We start from the raw sequence: 13,113 nt of genomic DNA, 5'->3' as shown, positions 1-13,113 counted from the left end.
AAGCAGATCGCCCAGCTGGAACAGAGCCTCGGCACGCCCCTGCTGGAGCGCCAGGGCTCGCACATTCATCTCACCGCCGCCGGCGGCGTGGTACTGCAACGGGCCGAGGGCATGCTGCGCCTACGTCATGAATTGCTCAGCGAACTGGATGACCTGAGCCAACTGGCACGGGGTGAACTGCGCCTGGGCCTGCCGCTGCTGGGCAGCGATGCACTGTTCGCCAGCCGTTTCGCCGAATACCGCCGGCGCTATCCGAATATCCAGGTGCAACTGCTCGAAGGCGGCAGCCTGAATGTGGAGCAGGCGGTACGCAACGGTGAGCTGGAGCTGGGAGGCAGCCTGACCCCCAAGGACCCGGCGTTTGCCTATCAACCCTTCTGCGATGAACCCCTGGATGCCTTGTTGCCCGCCGAGCATCCCCTGGCGATGAACGCCCAGGTGCGCCTGGAAGAACTGGCGGACACGCCCTTCCTCCTCTATCAGCGCAGCTTTGTGCTCAACGACCGGCTGCTCCAGGCCTGCCAGCAGGTGGGCTTCACGCCAAAGGAAGGGGGACGCAGCGGCCAGGCGGACTTTCTCGCGGCGCTGGTGGCCGCCGGTCAAGGCGTGGTGCTGCTGCCCAGCGTGGTGGCCCGCGGCCTGGTGCGGCCGGGGGTGGTGCGCCTGACGCTGAAGGCCCCGGACTATCTGCGCTGGGACATTGCCTTCATCTGGCGCCAGGGCGCGTATCTGTCCAAGGCAGCGCAAGCCTGGCTGGCGCTGCTACGCGAGCAGCCGGTCAGCCCCGCAGTACGCTGATCAACTCGGCCAGCCAGGGCTCGGCATCGGTTTCCGGGGTCACGCTCTCGCTGGCGTCCAGGCGCAGCATCGGCAGCACTTCTTCCACCCCCAGCTCGGCGAACAGCTCACGCATCTGCTCGCCACCGCCACAGAAGGTATCGCCGTAGCTGGAATCCCCCAGGCCGATCACCGCTCCGGGCAACCCGCGCCAGGCGGCGGGCAACTGATCGCGGATGCTCGAATACAGCGGCAGCAGGTTGTCCGGCAACTCGCCCATGCCGGTGGTCGAGGTCACGGCCAGAAACGCCTGCGGGGCGAAGGCCTGAAGCTCGGCCAGAGTGGCCCGCGGGTTGTGCCAGGCCTCGAAACCTGCGGCGTTGAGGAGCTTGGCGGCGTGCCGGGCGACTTCTTCAGCCGTGCCGTACACCGAGCCGGAAAGGATGGCGACTTTCATCAATCTGTTCCTGAAGCTGACTAAAAGACTGGGATATTACCAGCTACGGAGTAAAATCCCGCTTCTGGTGCCCCGCACAGCCAAAAAGCGCCTGTGGACAGCGTGCCAGCGTGCCTTAGAATCCAGCACTTGCTGATCGATAGCGGAACTTCGGGATGATCAACGCGCATCTGCTGCAAAAGATGATCAACGCCTCCAACGACGGGATTGTGGTCGCCGAACAGGAAGGCGAAGACAACATCGTGATTTACGTGAACCCGGCTTTCGAGCGACTGACCGGCTACAGCGCCGACGAAGTGCTGTATCAGGACTGCCGTTTCCTGCAGTCCGGAGACCGCGACCAACCGGGGCTGGAACGGATTCGCCAGGCCCTGGGCCAGGGTCGGCCGTGCCGCGAGGTGCTGCGCAACTATCGCAAGGACGGCAGCCACTTCTGGAACGAACTGTCGATCACCCCGGTATTCAACGACAGCGATCAACTGACCTATTTCATTGGTGTGCAGAAAGACGTCAGCGTGCAGATCAAGGCGCAGCAACGTTTGCTCCAACTGGAGCAGCAACTGGCCGCAGTGCAAGCCGAACTCGCCGCCCTCAAGGCGACCGACGGCTCTAATAAGTCGCAGGTTTAGTGGTCTGTAGGGATATTCCCCGCCGATTTGTCCTCCACCCTTCGAGCAACATCATGCAGCGTGACGCTCTCCTCACCCAGGATGAACTGGACTTCATCCAGACCATGCAGCACAACCCGCAGCTCAATGTGCGCGATGCCACATCGAGCCTGCTGGTCAATGGCGGCTCGCAGATCCGTGATCTGCTTACGCGCCTGGCAGCCAATGAAAAGGTCACCATCCAGGCCCGCTTCGACAATCAGCAGATGACCTTCCCCCTGCATCTGGTGGAAGACGAGTTCCATGCCCTGCATCTGCGCCTGGGGGTGCCGAGCATCTTCGAGGACGGCCCCATGATCCGGCCCTGGCGCCTGGCGCTGGAAGAGCCGGTGGCCCTGGAAAACTCCAGAGGCCAGCCCGGACGCCTGTGGGTGCGGGAAGTGTCGTTCAAGGGCGTGTTGCTGGAGATCCGCAACCGGACCCGTCCGCCCAAGCAGTTCGCCCAGTGGTTCAGCCCTTCGGGATATGAACGGATTGCCCTGCACGGACGCTTCGAGCGCCAGACCGAAGCCGGTTTCTACGCCTATCGCCTGGATCAGAGCGACACGGAAGAAACCGAACGCCTGCGCCAGTTCATCCTCCAGCAGCACCGCCATACCCATCCGGCCCTGCACGCCTGAGACTGACCGGCAGCGGCGTCAGGTGTCCAGGCGCCCGCTGAGGAACTGCCGCAGGCGCTTCTGCATCAAGCGCCCCTCATTTCCCAGGCACGCCACCGACGAACCGCTGAAGCTTTCCTGAGCCAGGTCCGCCGCATCCCCGGCCAGCATCAACGGGCAGTCCAGGGTCAGCGCCAGGCGCTTGAGACGCTTGGGCAACTCCGCCGTCGGCGCATGATTGGAGAACACCACCAGGGCCACGGGCCTGAGCTTTTCGCAGACCAGGGTCAGCTCATCCAGCGGCGCTCCCGGCCCCAGCAGGCGGACACCGATCTGGTCATGCCCGAGCATCAGCGCCGCCACCAGCAACTCCAGTTCGCGACACTGCGGATTGAACGCCGTCAGCAGCAGTTGCCGGCTCTGAGTGGCGCGCTGCAACAACAGCCTTTGCGTGATCCGCGCCCGCAGAAAACCATCCAGGAACAACCACTCGCTGGTCTGACCGAAAGTGTCCCGTTCCTGCAGCAGTTGCCTCCAGAACGGCAGGAAAATGTCCTGGAATACCACCGGCAAGGCGTAGCTGGAAAAGACCTGCCCGTAGAGGCGTTCCAGTTGCTCTTCATCGAAAGCGTTCACCGCCAGCTTCAACTGATCACGCCACTGGCCGTATTCGCCTTGCAGGCCGTCGTCCACTGGCGCCTTGACCTGAGCCTGGGTCGCCCGGCTCTTGGCCAGAATCTTGCCGACCTTGCTCACCGCCACACCGCGCTCGATCCAACCAATAATCTCTCGTACTGCCTCAACATCGTGCATGGAATACAGGCGATGCCCACTTTCGGTGCGCGTTGGCTGGATCAGACCGTAGCGTCGTTCCCAGGCCCGCAGGGTCACTGGGTTGATTCCAGTCAGGCGCGCCACTTCACGGATCGGAAACAGATCATCCTGACGGGCGGGGTCAGAAGCCGGAGCGACGGGGGCAAGTTCAGTCATGACGGGCATCTGGGGAGAAAACACCAGTAAACAAAGTGGCGGTCATTCTACTCCCCCCAGGTGCAAATGCTTCAAGCGCGAGAAAAACCGACCGGTGTCATTGGTACCATCGCGCCAATCAGGAATAATCCTTGCTTGTTTCAGGCGCGGCCCACTACCCCGGTGCCACGTCAAGCGACGGCCTTACCCAGGCCGCGCATTGGTTTTACGGAGATACATAATGTCTACCTCACCCGTCACCCTGATGGTTGCCCGGCGCGTTGCCGACGGCCGTTACCAGGACCTGATCGCCTGGCTGCGCGAAGGCGAACAACTGGCCACCGACTTTCCCGGCTACCTGGGTTCCGGCGTTCTGGCCCCACCACCTGACGACGACGAATTCCAGATCATCTTCCGCTTCGCCGACGAACAGACCCTGCACACCTGGGAACACTCCGCCTCGCGCACCGCCTGGCTGGCCCGGGGCAGCGACCTGTTTGCCCACCCATCGGAACATCGGGTCAGCGGTATCGATGGCTGGTTCGGCGCAGCCGGACACCGGCCACCGCGCTGGAAACAGGCCGTCGCCATCTGGCTGGCGTTCTTCCCGGTGTCGCTGCTGTTCAACTTCGTCCTCGGCCCCTTGCTCAGCGACCTGAGCCTGTTGCCCCGAGTGTTTGTCAGCACCCTGGCCTTGACCCCCTTGATGGTCTACTTCTTCATTCCGCTGTCCACCCGCCTGCTGGCCAACTGGCTCAACAGCACACCCGAGCGGACACTGCCAGCCGCACCCTCGGCACAGAATCCGTGATTCGCCGGCAAGCCGGCTCCTACATCGCCCTGTAGGAGCTGGCTTGCCAGCGAAGCCCCCGAGCAACAGGCACAACCCATCCCGCCGCTGGTATAGTTTTCCCCTACCCGCGACGCGAGCCCTCCATGAACGCCTCCCCCGCTCCGATCCTGATCACTGGTGCCAGCCAGCGTGTCGGCCTGCATTGCGCCCTGCGCCTGCTGGAAGACGGGCAGCCGGTGATCATCACTTACCGCAGCGACCGCCCGGGCCTGCAGACCTTGCGGGAAAAGGGCGCCACCCTGCTGCATGCCGACCTCTCCAGCGAAGCCGGCATCCTGGCCCTGATCAGCGAAGTGAAAAGCCACACCGACCGCTTGCGCGCCATCGTCCACAACGCCTCGCAATGGTTGGAAGAAAGCCCCGGCCAGGAAAGCGCCGCCTTTAACCAGATGTTCGGCGTGCACATGCTCGCGCCCTACCTGATCAACCTGCACTGTGCGCAGTTGCTGCAGCGCTCGAGCCCGGCGGACATCATCCACATCAGCGACGACGTGACCCGCAAGGGCAGCAGCAAGCACATTGCCTACTGCGCCAGCAAAGCCGGGCTGGACAGCCTGACCCTGTCCTTCGCGGCGAAATACGCCCCGGCAATCAAGGTCAACGGCATCGCTCCCGCCCTGCTATTGTTCAACCCCGACGACGACGCGGCGTACCGCGCCAAGGCCCTGGCCAAATCCGCGCTGGGCATCGAACCCGGCAGCGAAGTGATCTACCAGAGCCTGCGCTATCTGCTGGACAACCCCTACGTCACCGGCACCACCTTGACCGTCAACGGCGGGCGGCACGTCAAATAAGCCGACCTCCGCGAGGACCTTGCATGAGCCTTTCCCTGCCCCAACACTACCGCGAGATCCTCAAGGGCCTCGGTGAAGACCCCGAGCGCGAAGGTTTGCTCGACACCCCCAAGCGCGCGGCCAAGGCCATGCAGTACCTGTGTCATGGCTACAGCCAGTCGGTGGAAGAGATCGTCAATGGCGCACTGTTCGCCTCCGACAGCGACGAAATGGTGATAGTCGCCGACATCGAGCTGTACTCCCTGTGCGAACATCACCTGCTGCCCTTCATCGGCAAGGCCCATGTGGCTTATATTCCTACCGGCAAGGTGCTGGGGCTGTCGAAGATCGCCCGGATCGTCGATATGTTCGCCAGGCGCCTGCAGATCCAGGAAAATCTCACCCGGGAAATCGCCGATGCGGTACAGAACGTGACCCAGGCCGCAGGTGTCGCCGTGGTGATCGAAGCCAGGCACATGTGCATGATGATGCGCGGCGTCGAGAAACAGAATTCCACCATGCATACCTCGGTGATGCTCGGCGCCTTTCGCGATTCGAGCACCACTCGCCAGGAATTCCTGCAATTGATTGGACGGAGCAAGTAGCAATGCCACAACTTCAGCCAGGAATGGCTCGTATCCGAGTCAAGGACCTGCTCCTGCGGACCTATATCGGAATCAACGAGGAAGAGATCCTCAACAAGCAGGATGTGCTGATCAACCTGACCATCCTGTATGCCGCCCAGGATGCGGTGCGCGACAACGACATCGATCACGCGCTGAACTACCGCACCATCACCAAGGCAATCATTGCCCACGTCGAAGGCAATCGCTTCGCCCTGCTGGAGCGCCTGACCCAGGAACTGCTGGACCTGGTGATGAGCAACCTCTCGGTGCAGTACGCCGAGGTCGAAGTCGACAAACCCCACGCCCTGCGCTTTGCCGAATCGGTGTCGATCACCCTGGCGGCCAGCCGGGCCCAAGCATAGAAAGCAGCCACTCGCTTTAGGCCACAAGCGGCAAGCCTGCCCTTGCCGCTGCATTGGAGAGTCCCATGACCGAACAACAACGCCTGGAACTGGAAGCCGCGGCCTTTCGCCGCCTGGTAGCTCACCTGGACAGCCGCAAGGATGTGCAGAACATCGACCTGATGAACCTGGCCGGGTTCTGCCGCAACTGCCTGTCCAAGTGGTACAAGGCCGAGGCCGACGAACGCCAGATCGAGGTCAGCCTCGATGACGCCCGCGAAGTGGTGTACGGCATGCCCTACGCCGAATGGAAAAATCTCTACCAGAAAGAAGCCAGCGCCAAGCAACAAGCGGCGTTCGCCAAAGGAAAGCCCCATGACTGATCTGAACACCCTGCGCGCCAGCCTCAACAGCGGTGAACACGCTTTTGCCGACACCCTGGCCTTTGTCGCCGCCGGTTACGACTACCAGCCCCAGGCGTTCAGCAACGGCGGCGTGGAAAACGCTGCCGGGCAGAACGAAGGCTCGTGCAAGACCCTGGGCCTGGCCCTGCTGGAAGGCCTGAGCGACACAGAAGCCCTGCTGGCTTTCGGCGAGCACTACCGCTCGGTGCTGGCCACTCCCGAAGGCACTGACCACGGCAACATCCGCGCCCTGATCGCCCACGGCCTGGCCGGGGTGAAGTTCGCCGCCCAGCCGCTGACCCGGCGCTGATCCGCATTCTGTAGGAGCGGGCTCGCCAGCGAAGGCGTCAGCACAGGCGGCGCAAGGCTCGAGGGCCTCTTCGCCGGCAAGCCGGCTCCTACAGGGCAACACCCATAAAAAAACCGGCTTGCGCCGGTTTTTTTATCGCCTGGGTATCAGTGTGCAGCGTTCTGCAGACCGTCCAGGTAACGCTCGGTGTCCAGTGCTGCCATGCAGCCGGCGCCGGCCGAAGTGATGGCCTGACGGTAAACGTGGTCGGCCACGTCGCCAGCGGCAAAGATGCCCTCGACGCTGGTGGCAGTGGCATTGCCGTCACGGCCGCCCTGCACGACCAGGTAACCGTCCTTGAGGGTCAACTGGCCTTCGAACAGCGAGGTGTTCGGGGTGTGGCCGATGGCGATGAACACGCCGTCGACTTTCAGCTCGTCGAAGCTGCCGTCGTTGTTCTTCAAGCGGGCACCGGTCACGCCCATGTTGTCACCCAGGACTTCGTCCAGGTTGGCGTTGAGCTTGAGGATGATCTTGCCTTCGGCCACGCGGGCGTTGAGCTTGTCGATCAGGATCTTCTCGGCGCGGAAGGTTTCGCGACGGTGGATCAGGGTCACGGTGCTGGCGATGTTGGCCAGGTACAGCGCTTCTTCAACAGCGGTGTTACCGCCACCGACCACAGCCACCGGTTTGTTGCGATAGAAGAAGCCGTCACAGGTAGCGCAGGCCGATACACCCTTGCCCATGAACGCTTCTTCCGAAGGCAGACCCAGGTAACGGGCGCTGGCGCCGGTGGCGATGATCAGCGCATCGCAGGTGTAGGTCGCGCTGTCGCCGGTCAGGGTGTAAGGCTTGGCGGCAAAGTCCACGGCATTGATATGGTCGAAGACGATTTCGGTTTCGAAACGCTCGGCGTGCTCGCGCATCCGCTCCATCAGCGCCGGGCCGGTCAGGCCGTGTACATCGCCAGGCCAGTTGTCGACTTCGGTGGTGGTGGTCAGTTGGCCACCGGCCTGCATGCCGGTGATCAGCAACGGCTTCAGGTTGGCGCGGGCGGCATAGACCGCGGCGCTGTAACCGGCAGGGCCGGAACCGAGAATAATCACACGCGAATGGCGTACTTCAGACATGACTCACTCCTATCGACCGGCCCGGGTGACCTGGCGCGGAACGCCGGATTGCCGGCTGGAATAAAAAAGGACGGCGAAACCTTGGGGAAGGCTTGAACTCGCCCGTCCAAAAAATAATGGGTGAAGCGTATAGAGGGGGCGAAGATTAAGGAAATACGGTTTAACAATCCAGCTCATAGGCGGTCTCTATCCTCAGCAGGCCCCTTTGAAAGGGTCTTTGTTACCGTTGATGTCGACCTGTTCACGGTGCTTTCGCCCCCTGCGCAAAGCCGGTAAGGTCGGCGCGTTTTCCAACTGCTCGGAGCACTCTATGCCCGCCCCCGTACTGTCCGGCCCGCAATACCTGCGTGAGGGCCTGAAGCTGGTCCTCAGTCCCGGCCTGCGCCTGTTCGTGCTACTGCCCCTGGTGATCAACCTGGTGCTGTTCGTCGGATTGATCTATTTCGCCGGCCACCAGTTCAGCCTGTGGATCGACACCTTGATGCCGACCCTGCCGCAATGGCTGAGCTTTCTGAGCTACATCCTCTGGCCGCTGTTCATGGTGCTGGTGGTGTTGATGGTGTTTTTCACCTTCACCATGCTGGCCAACATCATCGCCGCCCCCTTCAACGGCTTTCTATCGGAAAAAGTCGAAACTGTGGTCCGTGGCACCGATGATTTCCCGCCCTTCAGCTGGGGCGAACTGATCGCCATGATCCCCCGCACCCTGTCCCGGGAAATGCGCAAGCTCGGCTACTTCCTGCCCCGGGCCATCGGCCTGTTCATCCTGTCGCTGATCCCGGTGGTCAACCTGATCGCCGCGCCGCTGTGGCTGCTGTTCGGCGTCTGGATGATGGCCATCCAGTACATCGACTACCCGGCGGACAACCACAAGATGAGCTGGCAGGACATGCTCGCCTGGCTGCGCCAGAAGCGCTGGCAGAGCCTGGGCTTTGGCGGCATTGTCTACCTCGCGCTGATGATCCCGTTCGTCAATATCCTGATGATGCCGGCCGCCGTGGCCGGGGCGACGCTGTTCTGGGTCCGTGAGCGCGGGCTGGAGAAGCTGCCGACCGAATAAGGCTGGAGCGTCATCAATCCATCATCCAGACGTCACAATGACGACATGGCCTCAGTCGACACTGAGGCCATGACGACAGCTCTGCACATCACCCTCATCACGGAAACCTTCCCACCGGAAATCAATGGCGTGGCCAATACCCTTGGCCGCTTGTGTGATGGCCTGCGTGCCCGTGGGCATCAGGTGGAGCTGGTACGTCCGCGCCAGGGCTGTGATCAGAGCCGCCCCAGCGACGAGGCCCTGCTGCTGTGCCGCGGCTGGCCGCTACCGGGCTACCCGGGGCTGCAATGGGGCCAGTCGTCGATGCACAAACTGCTGCGGCGCTGGAAACGCCAACGCCCGGACGTGCTCTACATCGCCACCGAAGGCCCCCTGGGGCTGTCCGCGCTGCGGGCGGCGAAACGTCTGGGGATCTCGGTGGTCAGCGGCTTCCATACCAACTTCCAGCAGTATTCCAGCCAGTACGGCCTGGGTTTGCTGACTCGCTTGCTGACCCACTACCTGCGCTGGTTCCACAACCGTTCGAAGCTGACCCTGGTGCCCAGCGCCAGTCAGCGCCTGGAGCTGGAACGTCGGCAATTCGAACGTCTGGCCTTGCTGTCCCGTGGCGTCGACAGCCAACTGTTCCATCCGGCCAAGCGCCTCAACGAGCTGCGCACCCGCTGGGGCCTGGGCAACGACGACCTGGCGGTGATCCATGTCGGACGCCTGGCTCCGGAGAAGAACCTGGGCCTGCTCAAGCGCTGCTTCGAGCAGCTCAAGGCCACTTATCCACAGCGCAACATGAAACTGATCGTGGTGGGTGACGGCCCGCAACGGGCCGCCCTGGAAAAGAGCCTGCCCGAGGCACTGTTCTGTGGCAGCCAGCGCGGTGAAGCCCTGGCGGCCCATTACGCTTCGGGGGATGTGTTCCTGTTTCCCAGCCTCACCGAAACCTTCGGCAATGTGGTGCTGGAAGCCCTGGCTTCCGGGCTGGCGGTAGTGGCCTACGATCAGGCGGCCGCCGCCCAGCATATCCGCCATGGCTATGACGGCGTGCTGGCCATGCCCGGAGATGAAGGCGCGTTCTGTGACGCCGCCAGCTGGTTGCTGGAGGAAGTGGAAACCTTGCGCCGGGTACGCCTCAACGCTCGTCAACACGCCAGCCGCCAGGGCTGGCCCGCCGTGATCGAACAGTTCGAGGATCAGTTGCGCAGTGCTTGCCAGCAAGCACCGGCAGTGGATTACGAAGGAATGATCGAAGCGGCGCTGGAACCACGCAGCGCCACAGAGGTGCTCGGCGCGGCAAGGAGGCTGCCTCCCTCACCGCCCGGAGCCAGGCGTTAAACCAGGGACATCAGTGCTTCACGGCTGAACGGCAAGATGTCCTGTTCGCGACCGTCACGGACTTTCTGCGCCCAGTCCGGGTCCACCAGCAAGGCACGGCCCACGGCCACCAGGTCGAACTCTTCATTGTTCAAACGCTGCAGCAGGTTTTCCAGGCTGGCCGGCTGCGCCACCTTGTCGGTGTCGACCATGAATTGCAGGAACTCGCCGTCCAGGCCGACGCTGCCCACGGTGATGGTGGGCTTGCCGGTGAGCTTGCGGGTCCAACCTGCCAGGTTCAGGTCCGAGCCTTCGAACTCCGGCTCCCAGAAGCGTCGGGTCGAGCAGTGGAAGATATCCACACCGGCATCCGCCAGCGGCTTGAGGAAGGCTTCCAGGGCTTGCGGGGTCTGCACCAGGCGAGCGCTGTAGTCCTGCTGCTTCCACTGGGAAAAACGCAGGATGATCGGGAAGTCCGGGCCCACGGCGGCACGCACGGCCTGGATCAGCTCGATGGCGAAACGCGAGCGCTGGGCCAGGTCGCCGCCGTATTCGTCGGTGCGCTGGTTGGTGCCTTCCCAGAAGAACTGATCCACCAGGTAACCGTGGGCGCCATGGATCTCCACCCCGTCCATGCCGATGCTCTGGGCATCCTTGGCGGCCTGGGCGAAGGCAGCGATCACTTCCTGGATGTCCTGGTGGGTCATGCCGTGCACCAGCACCTTGCCGTCCTTGAGCTTCTCGGTCGGGCCATAACCGGGCACGCTGGCGTCCGGCTCGGTGCCCAGGCGCCGCACATTGCCCACATGCCACAGTTGCGGAACGATCTTGCCGCCTTCGGCGTGGACCGCATCCACCACCTTCTTCCAGCCGGCCAGGGCCGCCTCGCCATGGAACTGCGGCACATTGGGGTAACCATTGGCGGCCTGGTGGCCCACCGTGGTGCCCTCGGTGATGATCAGGCCGACACCCGCAGCAGCACGGCGGCGGTAATACTCGATGACCTTGGAGTTGGGCACGCCGCCCGGAGAAAACGAACGGGTCATCGGCGCCATCACTACGCGGGTCGGCAGCTCCAGCGCGCCGAGTTGAAAGGGTTTGAACAAGGCTTGAACAGGCATGCTGCACTCCGACAAAAAAGGCTTGAGTCGAGACTCGACGCACAAGACTGCGCCGGGTACCTGCCCCGGCGCACTTAGATGAGGATAATATTCCCCCCTCAAAGCGCTGCACAGCATTATTGATTTGAGTGATTTAGATGCAAAAACGCCGCATTACAGCGGCGTGAAAGAGGTGCCCGTCAGTGGTTAACTCAGGGCCTTTTCGATGGCCTGGACCACTGTCGGATCATCGGGAGCGGTACGCGGCGAGAAACGCGCCAGTACCCGACCGTCCTTGCCCAGCAGGAATTTCTCGAAGTTCCAGGTGATATCCCCAGGAAACTCGGCACCCTCGCCCGCCAGCAAACGGTACAGCTGATGGCGCTCGGGACCGTTCACGTCCAGTTTGCTGCTCAAGGGAAAGGTCACCCCGTAGTTGAGGCTGCAAAATTCCTGGATCTCCTGCTCGGTGCCCGGTTCCTGTCCGGCGAACTGGTTGCAAGGCAACCCCAGCACGCTGAATCCCTGGGCCTTGTATTGCTGGTAGAGATTCTCCAACGCCGCATATTGTGGTGTCAGACCACATTTGGAGGCGACGTTGACCACCAGCACGACTTGCCCCTTGAAGGGCGCGAGCGGCAGCTCCTGACCATCCAGGGCTTTCAATTTAAGGTCGTGAAAAGCACTCATGACGAACTCCAAATTCCTGTGTTCTTACAGAAAACAGCCTCTCGACAGTACAGCCAAAAGCCGCGGACTAAAAAGGCGCCCTCGCAGGCTGTGTGAAAACGTCGCGAGCGCAGGCAAGACAAGGCAAAAACAGGCGAGGAAGCGGAGTTTAGGAGCCTAAATGAGCATTCCGAGCCTGTTTTTAACGCAGTATTGCCAAACGCAGTAGTTTTCACACAGCCTGCTCGGGCGCCTCTCCAGCACGCTTGAGCTTAGCGCAGAAAATCAGTGGTGATGGCCACCTTCGCCATGGACGTGACCATGGGCGATTTCTTCCTGGCTGGCGTCACGGATGGCAACAATCTTGACCTGGAAGTTCAGGCGCTGACCGGCCAGCGGGTGGTTGCCGTCGACGGTAACGTCGTCGCCGTCCAGATCACGGATGGTCACGATCTGCATCTGGCCGTCCGGAGCGGAAGCGTGGAACTGCATGCCCACTTCCAGTTCGTCGACGCCTTCGAACATGCTGCGGCTCAGGGTGCTGACCAGTTCGGCAGCGTATTCGCCGTAGGCATCTTCAGGTTCTACGGCAACTTTCAGTTCGTCACCAACTTGCTTGCCTTCCAGGGCCTTTTCCAGACCAGGAATGATGTTACCTGCACCTTGCAGGTAAACCAGCGGGGCGCCGCCGGCAGAGCTGTCGATGACCTCACCAGCGTCGTTGGTGAGGGTATAGTCGATGGAGACAGCCTTATTGGCGGCGATCAGCATGGGGCGGGACCTTTTGCATAAGAATGAAGAACGTCCAAGTTTAGCGAAGCAATCGCTCGAAAGCGAACGGAACCCGGACCAACGGAACGTGAAAAATCACTCGACAATCTGCGGTTTTCATCAGGACGAAGAAGGCCATTGGGTGGCCGAACTGTCCTGCGGCCATACCCAGCACCTGCGCCACCAGCCGCCTTGGCAATCCCGGACCTGGGTTATGAACCCGCAGTTGCGGGCAGAAAAAATAGGCCAGCGCTTTGACTGCGGCTGGTGTGCTCAAGCACCGGATAACGATAACCTTAGCGCCTGACTATCAGGCAGACGG

General features: G+C 62.1%; 18 protein-coding genes. 12 read left to right on the top strand and 6 right to left on the bottom strand.

The features are described 5' to 3' along the window. Positions 1 to 798, top strand: a 798-nt coding sequence (locus BLX41_RS27950) for a LysR family transcriptional regulator (protein ID WP_148059788.1), incomplete at its 5' end; no start/stop codon positions are given. Here the strand turns inward: BLX41_RS27950 and BLX41_RS27945 are convergent. Then, positions 779 to 1,234, bottom strand: coding sequence for a flavodoxin (locus tag BLX41_RS27945; RefSeq protein WP_123727495.1), 456 nt, complete (start codon positions 1,232 to 1,234; stop codon positions 779 to 781). The genes BLX41_RS27950 and BLX41_RS27945 overlap by 20 nt on opposite strands. Positions 1,235 to 1,389: 155 nt before the next feature. Here BLX41_RS27945 and BLX41_RS27940 point away from each other — a divergent pair, with 155 nt between their 5' ends. Further along, a complete protein-coding gene (locus BLX41_RS27940) occupies positions 1,390 to 1,863 on the top strand; it encodes a PAS domain-containing protein (RefSeq protein ID WP_123727494.1) in 474 nt (157 codons plus the stop codon). Between the two features lie 53 nt (positions 1,864 to 1,916). After that, the gene (locus tag BLX41_RS27935; protein WP_123727493.1) at positions 1,917 to 2,522 is read left to right on the top strand and encodes a hypothetical protein; all 606 of its coding nucleotides are present in this window, start codon (positions 1,917 to 1,919) and stop codon (positions 2,520 to 2,522) included. A gap of 18 nt (positions 2,523 to 2,540) precedes the next feature. Here BLX41_RS27935 and BLX41_RS27930 read toward each other — a convergent pair whose 3' ends face one another. Next, positions 2,541 to 3,500 carry a MerR family transcriptional regulator gene (locus tag BLX41_RS27930; protein ID WP_123727492.1) on the bottom strand — a complete coding sequence of 320 codons (960 nt, stop codon included), beginning with the start codon at positions 3,498 to 3,500 and terminating at the stop codon, positions 2,541 to 2,543. Between the two features lie 211 nt (positions 3,501 to 3,711). Between BLX41_RS27930 and BLX41_RS27925 the strand changes: the two genes are divergently transcribed. From BLX41_RS27925 to BLX41_RS27900, 6 genes are all read left to right on the top strand, one after another. After that, positions 3,712 to 4,281 carry an antibiotic biosynthesis monooxygenase gene (locus tag BLX41_RS27925; RefSeq protein WP_123727491.1) on the top strand — a complete coding sequence of 190 codons (570 nt, stop codon included), beginning with the start codon at positions 3,712 to 3,714 and terminating at the stop codon, positions 4,279 to 4,281. Positions 4,282 to 4,406: 125 nt separating this feature from the next. Beyond that, positions 4,407 to 5,117: a dihydromonapterin reductase gene (folM, locus tag BLX41_RS27920; RefSeq protein ID WP_123727490.1), complete on the top strand. Its 711-nt coding sequence runs from the start codon at positions 4,407 to 4,409 to the stop codon at positions 5,115 to 5,117. Positions 5,118 to 5,140: 23 nt separating this feature from the next. After that, entirely contained in the window at positions 5,141 to 5,701 is a 561-nt protein-coding gene (gene folE / locus BLX41_RS27915; protein WP_123727489.1) for a GTP cyclohydrolase I FolE, read from the top strand. Between the two features lie 2 nt (positions 5,702 to 5,703). Further along, complete coding sequence (folX, locus tag BLX41_RS27910; protein WP_123727488.1) at positions 5,704 to 6,084, top strand: dihydroneopterin triphosphate 2'-epimerase; 381 nt, start codon at positions 5,704 to 5,706, stop codon at positions 6,082 to 6,084. Between the two features lie 65 nt (positions 6,085 to 6,149). Then, entirely contained in the window at positions 6,150 to 6,446 is a 297-nt protein-coding gene (locus BLX41_RS27905) for a DUF1244 domain-containing protein (protein ID WP_123727487.1), read from the top strand. Continuing rightward, positions 6,439 to 6,777 (top strand): HopJ type III effector protein, encoded by a 339-nt coding sequence (locus tag BLX41_RS27900; RefSeq protein ID WP_123727486.1) that lies wholly within the window; start codon positions 6,439 to 6,441, stop codon positions 6,775 to 6,777. Before BLX41_RS27905 ends, BLX41_RS27900 begins: the two co-directional genes overlap by 8 nt. Before the next feature lie 146 nt (positions 6,778 to 6,923). On the opposite strand, the gene trxB is transcribed toward BLX41_RS27900, so the two are convergent. After that, a complete protein-coding gene (gene trxB / locus BLX41_RS27895) occupies positions 6,924 to 7,886 on the bottom strand; it encodes a thioredoxin-disulfide reductase (protein WP_060837566.1) in 963 nt (320 codons plus the stop codon). A gap of 310 nt (positions 7,887 to 8,196) precedes the next feature. On the opposite strand from trxB, the gene cysZ reads away from it, so the two are divergent. After that, positions 8,197 to 8,946, top strand: coding sequence for a sulfate transporter CysZ (gene cysZ, locus BLX41_RS27885; RefSeq protein WP_123727485.1), 750 nt, complete (start codon positions 8,197 to 8,199; stop codon positions 8,944 to 8,946). Positions 8,947 to 8,991: 45 nt separating this feature from the next. Further along, complete coding sequence (locus BLX41_RS27880) at positions 8,992 to 10,272, top strand: glycosyltransferase family 4 protein (RefSeq protein ID WP_123727484.1); 1,281 nt, start codon at positions 8,992 to 8,994, stop codon at positions 10,270 to 10,272. Here the strand turns inward: BLX41_RS27880 and BLX41_RS27875 are convergent. The 3 genes from BLX41_RS27875 to BLX41_RS27860 form a co-directional block, all read right to left on the bottom strand. Continuing rightward, positions 10,269 to 11,372 carry an NADH:flavin oxidoreductase gene (locus BLX41_RS27875; protein WP_123727483.1) on the bottom strand — a complete coding sequence of 368 codons (1,104 nt, stop codon included), beginning with the start codon at positions 11,370 to 11,372 and terminating at the stop codon, positions 10,269 to 10,271. The genes BLX41_RS27880 and BLX41_RS27875 overlap by 4 nt on opposite strands. Before the next feature lie 186 nt (positions 11,373 to 11,558). Beyond that, positions 11,559 to 12,041: a glutathione peroxidase gene (locus BLX41_RS27870; protein WP_102861170.1), complete on the bottom strand. Its 483-nt coding sequence runs from the start codon at positions 12,039 to 12,041 to the stop codon at positions 11,559 to 11,561. Between the two features lie 264 nt (positions 12,042 to 12,305). Further along, on the bottom strand, positions 12,306 to 12,791 hold the full coding sequence (locus BLX41_RS27860; protein WP_123727481.1) for an FKBP-type peptidyl-prolyl cis-trans isomerase: 486 nt from the start codon (positions 12,789 to 12,791) through the stop codon (positions 12,306 to 12,308). On the opposite strand from BLX41_RS27860, the gene BLX41_RS27855 reads away from it, so the two are divergent. Beyond that, positions 12,760 to 13,098, top strand: a complete 339-nt coding sequence (locus tag BLX41_RS27855; protein WP_123727797.1) for a DUF3565 domain-containing protein — start codon at positions 12,760 to 12,762, stop codon at positions 13,096 to 13,098. The genes BLX41_RS27860 and BLX41_RS27855 overlap by 32 nt on opposite strands. Positions 13,099 to 13,113: the final 15 nt, after the last annotated feature.

The organism is Pseudomonas protegens, assembly GCF_003732485.1.
Lineage (GTDB): Bacteria > Pseudomonadota > Gammaproteobacteria > Pseudomonadales > Pseudomonadaceae > Aquipseudomonas > Aquipseudomonas protegens_B.
This window is presented reverse-complemented; position numbering and strand designations above follow the sequence as displayed.

Bases quoted from the DNA above. Each gene is read 5' to 3' on its own strand.
- BLX41_RS27900 (WP_123727486.1), top strand. From the start codon at position 6,439: ATGACTGATCTGAACACCCTGCGCGCCAGCCTCAACAGCGGTGAACAC.
- BLX41_RS27945 (WP_123727495.1), bottom strand. From the start codon at position 1,234: ATGAAAGTCGCCATCCTTTCCGGCTCGGTGTACGGCACGGCTGAAGAA.
- folM (WP_123727490.1), top strand. From the start codon at position 4,407: ATGAACGCCTCCCCCGCTCCGATCCTGATCACTGGTGCCAGCCAGCGT.
- BLX41_RS27880 (WP_123727484.1), top strand. From the start codon at position 8,992: ATGGCCTCAGTCGACACTGAGGCCATGACGACAGCTCTGCACATCACC.
- trxB (WP_060837566.1), bottom strand. From the start codon at position 7,886: ATGTCTGAAGTACGCCATTCGCGTGTGATTATTCTCGGTTCCGGCCCT.
- folE (WP_123727489.1), top strand. From the start codon at position 5,141: ATGAGCCTTTCCCTGCCCCAACACTACCGCGAGATCCTCAAGGGCCTC.
- BLX41_RS27860 (WP_123727481.1), bottom strand. From the start codon at position 12,791: ATGCTGATCGCCGCCAATAAGGCTGTCTCCATCGACTATACCCTCACC.
- folX (WP_123727488.1), top strand. From the start codon at position 5,704: ATGCCACAACTTCAGCCAGGAATGGCTCGTATCCGAGTCAAGGACCTG.
- cysZ (WP_123727485.1), top strand. From the start codon at position 8,197: ATGCCCGCCCCCGTACTGTCCGGCCCGCAATACCTGCGTGAGGGCCTG.
- BLX41_RS27930 (WP_123727492.1), bottom strand. From the start codon at position 3,500: ATGCCCGTCATGACTGAACTTGCCCCCGTCGCTCCGGCTTCTGACCCC.
- BLX41_RS27855 (WP_123727797.1), top strand. From the start codon at position 12,760: ATGGAGACAGCCTTATTGGCGGCGATCAGCATGGGGCGGGACCTTTTG.
- BLX41_RS27875 (WP_123727483.1), bottom strand. From the start codon at position 11,372: ATGCCTGTTCAAGCCTTGTTCAAACCCTTTCAACTCGGCGCGCTGGAG.
- BLX41_RS27905 (WP_123727487.1), top strand. From the start codon at position 6,150: ATGACCGAACAACAACGCCTGGAACTGGAAGCCGCGGCCTTTCGCCGC.
- BLX41_RS27870 (WP_102861170.1), bottom strand. From the start codon at position 12,041: ATGAGTGCTTTTCACGACCTTAAATTGAAAGCCCTGGATGGTCAGGAG.
- BLX41_RS27940 (WP_123727494.1), top strand. From the start codon at position 1,390: ATGATCAACGCGCATCTGCTGCAAAAGATGATCAACGCCTCCAACGAC.
- BLX41_RS27925 (WP_123727491.1), top strand. From the start codon at position 3,712: ATGTCTACCTCACCCGTCACCCTGATGGTTGCCCGGCGCGTTGCCGAC.
- BLX41_RS27935 (WP_123727493.1), top strand. From the start codon at position 1,917: ATGCAGCGTGACGCTCTCCTCACCCAGGATGAACTGGACTTCATCCAG.